At 70.4% G+C, this 13,384-nt stretch carries 10 protein-coding genes; 7 read left to right on the top strand and 3 right to left on the bottom strand.

The annotated features are described in order from the left end of the window. Positions 1-303: 303 nt before the first annotated feature. On the bottom strand, positions 304-2,478 hold the full coding sequence (locus FHW12_RS14090) for a WD40/YVTN/BNR-like repeat-containing protein (RefSeq protein WP_182531662.1): 2,175 nt from the start codon (positions 2,476-2,478) through the stop codon (positions 304-306). Between the two features lie 274 nt (positions 2,479-2,752). Between FHW12_RS14090 and FHW12_RS14085 the strand changes: the two genes are divergently transcribed. The 4 genes from FHW12_RS14085 (at position 2,753) to FHW12_RS14070 (ending at position 8,698) form a co-directional block, all read left to right on the top strand. Continuing rightward, positions 2,753-4,420 (top strand): choice-of-anchor J domain-containing protein, encoded by a 1,668-nt coding sequence (locus tag FHW12_RS14085; protein ID WP_182531661.1) that lies wholly within the window; start codon positions 2,753-2,755, stop codon positions 4,418-4,420. 17 nt (positions 4,421-4,437) lie between these two features. Then, on the top strand, positions 4,438-5,994 hold the full coding sequence (locus FHW12_RS14080) for a sulfotransferase family protein (RefSeq protein WP_182531660.1): 1,557 nt from the start codon (positions 4,438-4,440) through the stop codon (positions 5,992-5,994). A 68-nt stretch (positions 5,995-6,062) separates the two neighbouring features. Continuing rightward, positions 6,063-7,985, top strand: a complete 1,923-nt coding sequence (locus FHW12_RS14075) for a CocE/NonD family hydrolase (protein ID WP_259393059.1) — start codon at positions 6,063-6,065, stop codon at positions 7,983-7,985. 149 nt (positions 7,986-8,134) lie between these two features. Further along, on the top strand, positions 8,135-8,698 hold the full coding sequence (locus FHW12_RS14070) for a hypothetical protein (protein WP_182531659.1): 564 nt from the start codon (positions 8,135-8,137) through the stop codon (positions 8,696-8,698). On the opposite strand, the gene FHW12_RS14065 is transcribed toward FHW12_RS14070, so the two are convergent. Then, entirely contained in the window at positions 8,665-9,636 is a 972-nt protein-coding gene (locus FHW12_RS14065) for a DUF817 domain-containing protein (RefSeq protein ID WP_182531658.1), read from the bottom strand. The two genes, FHW12_RS14070 and FHW12_RS14065, sit on opposite strands and share 34 nt — an antisense overlap. A 203-nt stretch (positions 9,637-9,839) precedes the next feature. Here FHW12_RS14065 and FHW12_RS14060 point away from each other — a divergent pair, with 203 nt between their 5' ends. After that, complete coding sequence (locus FHW12_RS14060; protein ID WP_182531657.1) at positions 9,840-10,592, top strand: NYN domain-containing protein; 753 nt, start codon at positions 9,840-9,842, stop codon at positions 10,590-10,592. 136 nt (positions 10,593-10,728) lie between these two features. After that, positions 10,729-11,976, top strand: coding sequence for a choice-of-anchor Q domain-containing protein (locus tag FHW12_RS21625; RefSeq protein ID WP_182531656.1), 1,248 nt, complete (start codon positions 10,729-10,731; stop codon positions 11,974-11,976). A 27-nt stretch (positions 11,977-12,003) separates the two neighbouring features. On the opposite strand, the gene FHW12_RS14050 is transcribed toward FHW12_RS21625, so the two are convergent. Further along, positions 12,004-12,489: a hypothetical protein gene (locus FHW12_RS14050; protein ID WP_182531655.1), complete on the bottom strand. Its 486-nt coding sequence runs from the start codon at positions 12,487-12,489 to the stop codon at positions 12,004-12,006. A gap of 218 nt (positions 12,490-12,707) precedes the next feature. Here FHW12_RS14050 and FHW12_RS14045 point away from each other — a divergent pair, with 218 nt between their 5' ends. Next, positions 12,708-13,268 (top strand): DUF1453 domain-containing protein, encoded by a 561-nt coding sequence (locus tag FHW12_RS14045; RefSeq protein WP_182531654.1) that lies wholly within the window; start codon positions 12,708-12,710, stop codon positions 13,266-13,268. Positions 13,269-13,384: the final 116 nt, after the last annotated feature.

Raw genomic sequence — 13,384 nt, 5'->3', positions numbered from 1 at the left:
CCCCATCGTTGCGACTTCGAGCCGCACCATTGCGACTTCGAACCCTCATCGCTGCGACTTCGAGCGGCATCGGCGCGACTTCAGGCCCCATCGTTGCGACTTCGAGCCGCACCATTGCGCCTCCGCGGCGCAGGCTTGCGACTCCAACCCCCGACGCTGCGCTCCCCGACCCGCGCCGTTGCGCCTCGAAGTCGCACGCGCGCGCCTCCCGCGCGCATCGATGCCGCTCGATCCCGCATCGCTGCGCAAAAACCTAATCGCTGCGGCCAAGGGCGCGGCGCCGGAGAGCCGCGCCCCGCGCGATCACTCGAAGCCGTCGGCGAAGATCGCGTCGCCGACGACGAGCGTCGCGACGTAGCTGCCCTTGTTCGTCGCGAGCAGCAGGCGCGCGTCGTCGCCGGAGCGCACCGTCGCGAGTTCGGTCGGCGCGCCGCCCGCGTCGAGGCCGCTCGCGAACGGCGTGAACGTGGCGCCGGCGTCGGTGGAGCGCGCGACGCGCGCGCCGGAGCCTTGCGCGATGTAGAGCGTGTCGCCGTCGGTCGTGTCGCAGGCGATGTCGAGGATCGACGCGCCGTTCCAGGCCGGCGTCCAGCTCGCACCGGCGTCGTCGCTGCGCAGCACGGTGCCGTTGCTCCAGCCGCTCGCGATGCCGAGGTAGAACACGCGCGGATCGGCGATCGATCCGCACAGGTGCGGGCGCTGCACGTAGGTCGACTGCTCGAGCACCGGCGCCCAGCTCGCGCCGCCGTCATCCGAACGCAGCAGGCCGCCCTGGTCGGGCGACTGGTAGCCCGTGTACGGCGCGAGCATGACCTGGTCGCTGCCGTCGTCCGCGATCTCGATGTCGCCGATGAAGAGCCCGTCGTCGCCGATGTACTGCTTGTCCCAGGTCTGGCCCGCGTCGGCTGAACGCCACACCGTGCCGGCGCTGCCGGCGACGCCGAAGTCGGAGCCGCCGAGCAGGATGAGGTCGGGGTCGACCTCGCTGAAGCGCAGCGCGGCGAGATCGGATTCGTAGAGTGGCCCTTGGTCCGGGCCGAGTCCGGTCCAGCTCGCGTCGGCTTCGCGCCGGTAAAGGCCTTCGGGCGCGATCGACGACGGCCCGCTCGAGATCGCGTAGAGCACGCCGGACGGCGACCATCCGACCTTGCTGTAGCGCGTCGGCGGCAGCGCCTCGATCGTCCAATGCACGCCGCCGTCGGTCGAGCTCATGACGCCGCCATTGTTGTTGCCCTGGAACGCGACCGCGACCTCGGCGGGATCGAGCGGGTTGCCGGCGATCGAGACAAGGTTGAATTCCGAGATGCCGTCCGACGACGCGACGAGCGGCGCGTCGGCATCGGCCGAGCGGTACACGCCGAGCGCACTCGCGCCGACGAGCAGGGCCTGCGAACCCGCCGCGGCCCAATGCACCGATTGCGCGGCGAGCGCGCCGCTGCCGCCGATGCCGAGGTCCCAGTGCGCGCCGCCGTCGCGCGTGCGGTGCACGCCGGTGCCGTCGGTCGAGACCACGATCGTCTGCGCATCGGCGGGATCGACCGCGATCGCCGTCACGATCGGCAGCGGCCACGTCGCGTCGTGCAGCGGCGACCAGCTCTGGCCGAGGTCGGTCGATGCGTACAGGCCGAAGTACTGCGAGCCGAAGTTCATGCCGCCGCCCGCGAGCAGGCGCGTGCCGTCGTAGTGGAGTGCGTTGACCGGCGTGCCGGGCAGGCCGGCGCTGCGGTCCTGCCAGTGGTCGCCGCCGTCGACGCTCGTCCACACTTCGCCGGTGCCGAAGTCGCCGCGGAACGCGGCGACGACCGTCGCCGACTGCTGCGGATCGATCGCGATCGCGGTGCCGTTCAGCGGCGTCGCGTGCGGCGGCGTGCGATCGGACCAGTTCGCGCCGCGGTCGAGCGAGCGCATGAGGTTCACGCTCTGGAAGCCCGCGGCGGCGGTCACGCCGACCCACACCGTTGCCGGCGTCGACGGATCGACGGCGAGCGAGAAGGTCGCGTCGTTGAGCGGATCGATGCCGAGGTTGCGCTGCGTCCAGCTGGCGCCGGCGTCGTCGCTGGTCCAGACGCCGTCCTGGGTCGCCGCGTAGACGCGGCCGTCGCTCGACCAGGCGACGTCGTGCACGCTGGTGCCCGCGAGCGTGGGCACCAGCGCCCAGTGCGTGCCGGCGTCGGTCGAGCGGTACAGGCTGCCGCCCGGACCACCTGCGGGCGCGGTGCCGGCGAGCACGATCGACGGCGTCGTCGGCGACGCGACGACGACCGCGACGTCGCCGCCCGGCGGGCCGAGCGGGTTCCAGGTACCACCGCCCGCCGGGCTGAGGTCGTGTGCAGCGGAAGTGATGCGCGGCGCATGCACGCCCTGCAGGTCGGTGCGCACGGGCGACATCGACGGCGGGATCGACGCGACGTGCGCCGGCGCCGCGACGGCAGCCGCGATGCACGCGGGCAGGGCGAAGACGGAATGATCGAAGGCCATGGCGGGACACCGGTTCGGGGGAACTCCGACAATGGCGGGCGCCGGCGCGGAAGGCTTGATGTTCCGATTAGATTCGCTTTCCAATCCGATGAGTGATCCATCGCCGCGACGCCGGCGTGCCGCCCGATCCGACCGTCGGCGTAACATTTGGCCAATCGCCGGGGAGCATGGCCGCGCGCCGCAGGGCCTGCGCGATGGCTCAGTTGTTGCAGGAAAGACCCCGCATGCGCGTCGATGGTCGGACGCGCGTCGATAGGACCATCAGGGGGAATCCATGAAGTCGATGCACAAGCGCAATATCCTCGCCGCCGCGATCACGTGCGCCGTGGCCGCACCCGCCGCCCAGGCGGTGGACCTGCTCTACCAGCCGTTCAACATCGGCGTGACCCAGCCGCCGGGCTGCCACACCGAGGAGTTCGGCGGCGGCGCCGGAACCTATCCGTATCCGAGCGACTGGCTGCTCTTCAACGTCGACGGCCGCACGCCGGCGGGGGCGGTCGCCTACGTCAACGACGCCTGGGAAGTGCGCGAGGACTTCGGGCACGACGTGACGCAGTGCGCGGCGTTCAGCACGTCGTGGTACTCGCCCGCGGGCCAAGCGGACGACTGGACCTGGTCTCCGGCCGTGGCGCTGACCGGCGGCGCGACGCTGAGCTGGCGCGCGATCGCATACGACCCCGATTATCGCGACGGCTACGAGGTCCGCGTGAAGACCGGCGCCGTGCCGACGCAGGCGAACCAGGCCACCAGCGACGTCGTGTTCTCGACGCCGGCCGAGGAGACGGCCTGGACGGACCATTCGCTGAGCCTGGCGAGCTACGCCGGCCAGACGGTGTACATCGGCTTCCGCAACAACAGCAACGACAAGTTCCTGCTGGTCATCGACGACGTCCACGTGATCGACGACACGCCCGATCTCGTCGCTACCGCGTCGCCGACATTCACGACCGACTACGCGCGCGCGCCTTCCGGCTACGACGTGACGCCGCTGCTCGGCGTAACGGCGATGAACGGCGGCGGCGCGACGCTCACCAACGTGTCGGGCACGGCCACGCCGACGCTCGACGGCAGCGCGGCGGGCATCCCGGTGCCGGCGAGCGCGCCGATCGCGAGCCTGGCGATCGGTGCGAGCGAGCCGCTGACGTTCGGTGCGGCGGCGGCCTACTCGGGCGACGGCGCGTGGACCACGGAGTACGCGCTCACGTCCGACCAGTCGGGCAGCGAGACCAACACCGCCAACAACATCGTCGACGTGCCCGGCACGACGATCGGTGGCAACGAACTCGCGCGCTGGGAAGGCGCCGTTTCGGGATCGCTCGGCATCGGCGCCGGCGATGGTGGCGAGCTCGGCGTCGCGTTCACGCTCGAGCACGACCTGCTCGTCGGCGGTGCCCACTTCACGATGCTGTCGCTGCCGCCGGACGACGGCGGCATGCCGCCGACGCCGACGCCGTGTCCCGGCTTCGACTACACGCTCAACCTGCGTGCGTTCGATACGGTCAACAACGTGCCCGGCGACGTCATCGACACGACGGTGCCGGTGGCGTGCACTTACGAGGGAGGTTCGTACGACGTCGCTTTCGCAGCGGGTCGTCACCTCCTCGCGGCGGGCACCTACGTGCTCACCGCGATCGAGCCGGTCGCGGGACAGACCTTGCCGCTAGCGTTGCATGTCGACCGCTATGTGCCGGCCTCGACCTGGGTCGTCTGGCCGTCGAGTCCGTTCGGGGACTGGGCCCACTTCGAGGATTTCGGCGTGGCTTTCGCCCGCACGCCGGAGCTTTCGCTGCTGAGCGCCGAGGCGTCGATCTTCGAGGACGGCTTCGACGGCGTGCCGGTGGCGATGACGATGCAGACGGTGCACAAGGCGGCGCCGGTCGCGCAGCCCTCGCGCCCGACGCGCAGCGTCGCGCCCACGCGCCTTACGCAGGCGAAGCGCTAGTCCGGTCCGCGCATCGCATGCGCGAGGACCGTTATCGGCAGCGCGTCGCCGAACACGCGATGCACGGTCGATTCGGCGCCGCGCTCGCCACGCTCGACGCATGGCGGGCGCGGACGCCGGGGAGCGTGGAGCCGGAACTGCTGCACGCGCGCATCGACCTCGCGCGCGGACGCGTGCGCGCGTCCGGCGCGCGAGCCGTCGCCGCCATTCGTGCGCACGACTGCCCGCCCGAACTCGCCGTCGACGTCGTCCAATGCCTGCGCGTGCTCGTCGAGCACGATGCGCTGGTCGAATGGGCGAGTGCCTACCCGCATCGCGCTGCCGTCGCGGCTGCCGACCTCGCGCGCGTCGCCGCCGCGCTCGCGAGCATCGGCGCGCACGCACTCGCGCGCGACTGGGTCGAGGCGGCTGTCGCGCGTGCGCCTGACGACGCGACCTGCCTCGTCAACCGCGCGCTGCTGCGCAGCTACGCGGGTGATTTCGGCGGCGCGGGCGCGGACCTCGAGCGCGTGATCGCCTCACCCGCGGACCCTGCGATCGCGCACTGGCTGCTCGCGCGCCTGTCGCGCCAGCGACCCGACGCGAACCACGTCGAGCGACTGCGCGCGCGCATCGAGGGCGCCGCCGCCGCCGATCGCGAGTACCTGCAGTTCGCGTTGTTCAAGGTACTCGACGACATCGGCGACCTCGACGGCGCCTGGGCCGCGCTCGACGCGGGGTGCCGGCTCGTGCGCGCGCGCGCGCCGTACGACCGCGCCGCGCACGAGCGGCTGTTCGCGGCGATCGAGCGCACGTTCCCGCTCGACGGACCGCCTGCCGCGGTGCGCGCCGATGCGCCGCAGCCCATCTTCATCGTCGGCATGCATCGCTGCGGCAGCACGCTGCTCGAAAGCATGCTCGCCGCACACGACGCCGTGTACGGCTACGGCGAGTCGCAGCGCCTCAGCGGTGCGCTGCGCCATGCCGCGGACCACGCGTGCACCACATTGCTCGACGAGGCGCTCGTCGAGGCGGCGCCGCGGCTCGACCCTGCGCTCGTGCGCGACCGCTTCCTCGACGCGGGTCGGCGGCTCGTCGGCGACGCGCGCTTCGTGACCGAGAAGATGCCAGGCACGTTCCAGCTCGTCGGCTTCATCCGGCAGGCACTACCCGCGGCGAAGGTCGTCCATGTGCGGCGTGAGCCGACGGACTTGTGTTTCGCCAACCTGCGCGAGCTGTTCGCCGACAGCGTCGCGCACGCGTACGCGCAGGACGACCTCGCCCACTACCATGGCCTCTATACCGGGCTGATGGCGCACTGGCACCGCGTCCACCCGGGCTTCGTGCTCGACGTCGACTACGAGGACCTCGTGCGCGATCCGGTCGGCACGTCGCGGCGCGTATTCGCATTCTGCGGACTCGACTGGCACCCGCGCGTGGTCGAGCCGGAGGCCTGGGCGGGACGCTCGATCAACACCTTGAGCTCGGTGCAGGCGCGCCAGCCGGTGTACGCTTCGAGCATCGGCCGCTGGGAACGCTACGCGGACCGGCTGCAGCCGCTGCATGACGCGCTATCGCGCACGCGCGAGGGCTGAGGCCGCGACACTTCGCAGCGCGTGGGTTTGCGTTTATCGTCGGCGCTTTCGCGAGCGAGGAGTCGTCGATGAGGTCGTCCGTCACGCTGTCACGCGCATGCTTGCTCATGGCCGCGTTCGCCGCCGCGGCGCCGGTCCTCGCGGCGACGCCGCCGCTCGCGCCCGACATCCCCAGGAAGTTCGACGTGCCGGTCGGCGACGCCGACTACATCAAGCGCGAGGAGATGATCCCGATGCGCGACGGCGTGCGCCTGCACACGGTGATCGTGATCCCGAAGGGCGTGCAGCACGCGCCGATCATCCTCACGCGAACGCCATACAACGCGAGCAGGCGCGCCGAGCGCAACGTGAGCCCGCGCATGCACGCGACCCTGCCGCTCGGCGACGAGGTGTTCGCCAGCGACGGCTACATCCGCGTATTCCAGGACGTGCGCGGCAAGTACAAGTCGGAAGGCGACTACGTGATGACGCGGCCGCTGCGCGGCCCGCTCAACGACAGCAAGGTCGACCATTCCACCGACGCGTACGACACGATCGACTGGCTCGTGAAGCACGTGAAGGAGAGCAACGGCAAGGTCGGCATGATCGGTTCGTCGTACGAGGGCTTCACCGTGCTGATGGCGCTCGTGAACCCGCATCCCGCGCTCAAGGCCGCGGTGCCGATGAGCCCGATGGTCGACGGCTGGAAGGGCGACGACTGGTTCCACAACGGCGCGTTCCGCCAGACCAACTTCGACTACATCTACGGCCAGACCGCGGCGAAGGACGACAGCCTGCACGTGCCGCGCGGCGCGTTCGACGACTACGCGAATTTCCTCAAGTACGGTTCCGCCGGCGACTACGCGAAGCACTTCGGCTTCACCCAGCTCGGCTTCTGGAACAAGATCGTCGAGCATCCGGCCTACGACGCGTACTGGCACGGCCAGGCGCTCGACCCGGTCATCGCCGCGCAACCGCTCGGCGTGCCACGCATGATCGTGGCCAGCCTGTGGGACCAGGAGGACATGTACGGCGCGATCGCGACGTACGAAGCGACCGAACCGAAGGACACCGCGAACGATCGCAACTTCCTCGTGCTCGGCCCGTGGCGGCACAGCGGCGTCAATTACGACGGCAGCATGCTCGGCGCCCTGAAGTTCGACGGCGACACCGCGCTGCAATTCCGCCGCGACGTCATGAAACCGTTCCTCGACGCCTATCTCAAGGACGGCGCGCCGAAGGCGGACACGCCGCCGGTGTTCGTCTACGAGACCGGCACGAATCGCTGGCGACGCGAGACGCGCTGGCCGCTCGCCTGCGCGCGGGGTTGCGCGTCGACGTCGAAGCCGATCTACCTGCACGCGGGTGGCACGCTCGATTTCGCACGCGCCGACGGCAGCGCGTTCGACGAGTACGTGTCCGACCCGGCGAAGCCGGTGCCGTACCAGCCGCGTCCCGTGCACTTCGAGGACGGCGATGCGTGGCGCCGCTGGCTCGTCGTCGACCAGCGCTTCGTCGACGGCCGCACCGACGTGCTCAGCTATGCCAGCGCGCCGCTCACGGCTCCGCTGAAGATCGCCGGTGCGCCGCTCGTGAACCTGTTCGCCTCGACCAGCGGCAGCGACAGCGACTGGGTCGTCAAGCTCGTCGACGTCTATCCCGACGAAGTGCCGGCGCAGCCCGAACTCGGCGGCTACCAGCTCGGCGTTGCGATGGATATCTTTCGCGGCCGCTACCGCGAAAGCCTCGAGCATCCCTCGGCGATCCCGGCCGACACGGTGCAGGCGTACCGCTTCGAACTGCCGAACGCGGACCACGTGTTCCTGCCCGGCCACCGCATCATGGTTCAGGTGCAGTCGAGCTGGTTCCCGCTGTACGACCGCAACCCGCAGACGTACGTCGACAACATCTTCACGGCCAAGCCGGGCGACTACCGCAAGGCGACGCAGCGCGTGTACGTCGCGGGCGAGCAGGCGAGCTTCGTCGACCTGCCAGTGGTCGCTGCGGAGTGAGCGGGGCTGTCGCCCGCGATTGCTGTGGGAGCGGCGGAAGCCGCGATGCTCTTCGGCGATCGGACCTTCCCTCGAAAAGCATCGCGGCTTCCGCCGCTCCCACAGGAGAGGCCGCCGGCCCCTGAGTCCCCTGACATCGGAAGAATTTCATGGACGCCTTCAGCTACCTGTCCGTCCTGCTGTCGATCATCCTCGGCCTCGCGATCACGCAGGTGCTGAAGGGGTTCCGCGGGCTCATGCAGTCGCGCTCGCGGCTGCGCCTGTACTGGCCGACCGTGGTCTGGTCGATCCTCGTGCTCGTGATCGCGGTGCAGTCGTGGTGGGCGATGTTCGACCTGCGCGACCACCACGACTGGACCTTCCTGGAGTTCTCGATCGTGCTCACGCAGACGATCGTCGTCTACCTGCTCGCCGCGCTCGTGCTGCCGGATTTCTTCGGCGACGCGGGGTTCGATCTGCGCGCGCACTACTACGACCACCATCGCTGGTTCTTCGCGTTGCTCGTCGCGCTGATCGGCGTGAGCATCGTGAAGAGCCGCGTCGTGTACGGCGAGTGGCCGCACCCGCTCAACTTCGCCTACCACCTCGTGTTCGCGACGACCGGCCTCGTCTGCGCGTGCACGCGCAACGCGCGTTTCCATGAAGTCATGACGGTGGTCGCCGTAGTCAGCATCGGCAGCTACATCGCACTGCTGTTCACGTACCTGACCTGAAGCGGCCGCGCGCGCCGCCGCCGCGACGTCGCGTACGGCCGCGGCCGGTTGACCATCGCGACGAGCGCGTAGCTGACGATCAGCAACAGGAACCACGAGCCGAGCTTGCCCAGGCGCACGAGCGTCCAGCCGTGCGCCTGGTGCGGATAAGTCCAGGTGTGGGTCAGCGTGCCGAGGTTCTCGGCGATCCAGATGAACGAGGCGACCAGCAGGAAGCCGAGCAGCAGCGGCATGCGCCGGTGCACGCGCCAGATGCGGTAGTGCACCTCGGTGCGCGCGAACAGCAGCGCGGTGGCCGCGAACAGCGCGATGCGCAGGTCGATCCAGCGATGGTGCGTGTAGAAGTTCGCGTAGATCGCGAAGGCGAGCAGCGCGACCGCCCACGGTTTGGGGTGGCGCGTGAAGCGGAAGTCGAACAGGCGCCAGCACCGCGCGATGTAGCTGCCGATCGCCGCGTACATGAAGCCGGAGAACAGCGGCACGCCACCGATGCTGAAGATCGCGGCCTCGGGATAGCTCCACGAACCGACCCCGGTCTTGAACACTTCCATCGCGGTGCCGATCACGTGGTAGACGAGGATCACCTTCGCTTCGTCCGGCGTCTCCATGCGCGTCGCGAGCAGCAGCGCCTGCAGCGCGAGCGCGGCGACGAACAGCGCGTCGTAGCGCGCGAGCGGCGCGCCCGCCGGATACCACAGGTGGCTGGCGACGATCAGCGCGACCATCGCACCACCGAACAGGCAGGCCCAGGCCTGCTTGCAGCCGAAACGCGCGAATTCGTAGGCGAACGTGCGCGCGCGCGTGCGCGCGAAGCGCTCGGCGAAACGCGCCTCGGCGGCGGCGAAATGCGCGATGAGCGGCCAGGCGCGATCGGCCGGCGTCGTGCGCGGGGCGACGACCTCCGGCCGTGCGGTGTCGTCGGTGCATGGCGTGTGCATATGCGACCTCCCTCGATCGCGAGAGTGGTCGCGTCGCGTGTCGCCGGCGGGGCGCGGATGTGGCGTGGCGATGGCGTCGGTGCATGCGGCACCGGCCACGGACCTCGCGGTGGACGCGGACGGCATCGGCGTCGAGGCGCCGCCGGCGCTTACCGCCGCGGCCGCGACGGAGTAGGCTGGAGGCCGGGTGACGGAGAGCCGGCATGGCGACGCAGTCGACCAAACTCGCGGTGCTCATCGATGCGGACAACGCGCAGCCTGCCGTGGTCGAGGGCCTGCTCGCCGAGATCGCCAAGTACGGTACCGCGACGGTCAAGCGCATCTACGGCGACTGGACCGGGCCGCAGCTCAAGGGCTGGAAGGAAGCGCTGTTGACCCACGCGATCCAGCCGATCCAGCAGTTCCGCTACACCACCGGCAAGAACGCGACCGATTCCGCGCTGATCATCGACGCGATGGACCTGTTGTATTCGGGCCGCCTCGGTGGCTTCTGCATCGTTTCGAGCGACAGCGACTTCACCCGCCTCGCCGCGCGCGTGCGCGAGGCGGGCCTCGTCGTCTACGGCTTCGGCGAAAAGAAGACGCCGGCGCCGTTCGTGTCCGCCTGCGACAAGTTCATCTACACCGAGATCCTCGTCGCCAAGGACGACGAAGCGGCGGCGCCGCCGCCGCGCAGCGGTGCGCAGCTCAAGCAGGACACGCGCCTGGTCAACCTGCTGCGCAACGCGGTCGAGGCTGCGTCGGACGATTCGGGCTGGGCGTTCCTCGGCGCGATCGGCAACGTCATCGCCAAGCAGGCGCCGGAATTCGACGCGCGCAACTACGGCTACCAGAAGCTCAGCGAGCTCGTCGCCGCGAGCGGCCTGTTCGAGGTCGAGAAGCGCAAGACCGGCGACGGTTCGACGACGTCGATCTACGTGCGCCAGGCCGGCAAGCGCGCGCGACGCGGTACGTGAGGCACGGTCCACGGGATGCGGTCGCGCACGGGGTGCGCCCTGCCGGACGCGTTCGTGCTGCATTTCCGTGCATTCCGTCGCGCCGCGCGTCCGCGCCGGCTGCGATGATGCGATGTCGGTATCCCGGAGCCGTGCCGTGCGCATCGCTGCCCTCGCCATCCTGCTCTGCACCGCGCCATTCGCCGCGGCGAACGACTTCTACGTCGACCCCGATCACGGCAGCGACGCCGGCAACGGCAGCGCGGCGCAGCCGTGGCGTTCGCTCCAGGCGGTGTTCGACGACGGCCTCGTCGAGACGCGCGACTGGCCTTCGTATCCGTACGTGCCGGGCATGACGCTCGTGACGGTGAACGCCGGCGCGCCCGTGCGCGCGGGCGACACGATCTGGCTGCGCAGCGGCTACCACGGCGACCTCGTCGTCGCCGACGCGTACAACAGCGCGCCGATCACGATCGCCGCGCAGCCGGGTCAGAGCCCGCGCATCCGCAGCGTGCTCGTGCGTTCGGCGCAGAACTGGATCCTGCGCGACCTCGTCGTGAGCCCGTCGTTCGCGCCGACCAACGAACCGCTGACGATGCTCAGTATCGAGAACCACGGCTGGACCGGGCCGAGTTGGGACGTCGACGTCGACCACTGCACGCTCTACAGCGTCGCCGACGCGTCCGCGTGGGGCGCGAACGAGTGGATCGACCTCGCCTCCGACGGCATCTACGTCGGCGGCGACCGCGTCGACGTGCACGACTGCAGCGTGCGCAACGTGCGCTTCGGCATCGGCGTGGACGGCGTCGACGCGCGCATCCGCCGCAACGTCGTCGACGGGTTCTCCGCCGACGGCCTGCGCGGGCTCGGCGACGGCGACGTGTTCGAGTACAACACGATCGAGAACGACTACATCGGCGACGAACTCGACGCCAACCACGACGACGGCTTCCAGAGCTGGTCGATCGGCAGCGACGGCCAGGTCGGCACCGGCGAGGTGCGCGACGTGGTCCTGCGCGGCAGCCTGTTCATCAACGCCGAGGACCCCGGCAATCCGTTGCGCGGCACCTTGCAGGGCATCGGCTGCTTCGACGGTCTGTTCGTGAACTGGGTGGTCGAGAACAACGTCGTGATCACCGACCACTGGCACGGCATCAGCTTCTACGGCATGCGCGACTCGCGCATCGTCAACAACACGGTCATCGACCTCGCCGACGGGCAGCCCGGACCGCCGTTCGACCTGCACCTGCGTGCGGGCGCGGCGGCGATCGACGCGGGCAGCAGCGTGCTCGCGCCGGGCCGCGACATCGAGGGGCAACCGCGACCGCAAGGCGCGGGCGTCGATCTCGGCGCGTACGAGCGCCCCGTCGATGCGATCTTCCGCGACGGGTTCGATCAAGCGTGAGGGCAGGGCGGCGGGACGCCGCCCGGGTCATTCGTTCGCGGCGAAGCGCAGGTCGCCGAGGTCGGCATCGTCCTGCACGCGCTCGCGGCGCAGGCGCTCGATCTTCTCGCTCGTCGACGGCTGCAGCGGCAGCAGCGCGCGCAGGCGGTCGAACAGGCCGGACTTGCGCGGGCCCTGGGCCCCGTCGGTGCGCGGCGCCGCGTGCGCGGCCTGCGCCGGCAGCGGCAGGATGTAGTCGTCGCCGGTGCGCAGCGCCCATTCCTCGACTTCGCGCTGGGCCGAACCGAGCGAATCGTGCAGCTCGAGTTCGCGCGCGGGCATCGGGCGTTCCCACCAGGTCAGCGCGTACTTGCCCGACCACGGACCGGAGATCCCGGCGACCGCCTTGCTGCCGATGTAGGCGACCGTGACGAGGCCGTCGTAACGCGTGCGCCACTGCAGGGCGCGGCCGGAGGCCGGCGCGACCGTCGCAGGAGGGTTGCGGTCGCCGCAGAGCGTTTCGAAGGAATCCATCGTGGCCAGCATGTCGAGCCGTTTGGTCGTCGTGTGTCGCTGAACCTCAAGCAAGGGGCATGCCACGGCCGGAGGGGTCGCCACAAGGCCCTCCGGCCCGGCGCAGGCGGGTGGAACTGCCATTCCTTGGCACTTTCGGCCGATGTGTCGCCCGTCACACTTGCTAGAGTCGGCCCATGCGCCCGCGCACGTCCGCGGGCGGCGACCGAGGAGATGCCATGACACCGACCGCCCTCGCCCCGGCGGGCTTCGCGATGCTGCTGGCCTTCATGCTCTACCGGCGCTTCCGCCGCCTGTTCGGCCGCCAGCCGGTGCAGCCGGCGCGGATGAAGGTGCGCATCGCGATCCTCGGCGTGGTCGGGGCGATGCTCATGCTGCGCGGCTCGCACGATCCGTCGATGGCGCTCGCGCTCACGCTCGGCTTCGCCGGCGGCGCGGCGCTCGCCGTGCTCGGCCTGCGCCTGACCACGTTCGAGACGACGCCGCAGGGGCGCAGCTACACGCCGCACGGCGGCATCGGGTTGGTCCTGTCCGCGCTGCTGCTCGGCCGGCTCGCGTATCGATGGTTCGTGATCGCGCCCGCGTTCGACGGCGCGCGCGCGGCCGGCGCCGATCCGTTCTCGGCGTTCCAGCGCAGCCCACTCACCTTCGCGCTGTTCGGCCTGCTCATCGCGTACTACGTCGCCTACTACGCCGGTATCCTGCTGCACGAGTCGCGCGGCGCGAAGGCCGTCGCGCGCGACGAGGCCGTGCCGCCGCCGCGCGAGCCGGGCGCGTAGCAAGCGAGGAGCGCGGCCGGCGCCTCGCCCTTCGGACACCGTCGCCCGCAATCGTGCGCGGCGCAGCCCGCGTGCCGATCGCGCAATCGGCGCAGGCGCGAATATGTGACGCATGC

Origin of the sequence: Dokdonella fugitiva, from assembly GCF_014138265.1 — a bacterium.
GTDB classification, from domain to species: domain Bacteria; phylum Pseudomonadota; class Gammaproteobacteria; order Xanthomonadales; family Rhodanobacteraceae; genus Dokdonella_A; species Dokdonella_A fugitiva_A.
Note: the sequence above shows the minus strand (reverse complement) of the source record. Positions and strands in the feature narration are given on the sequence as shown.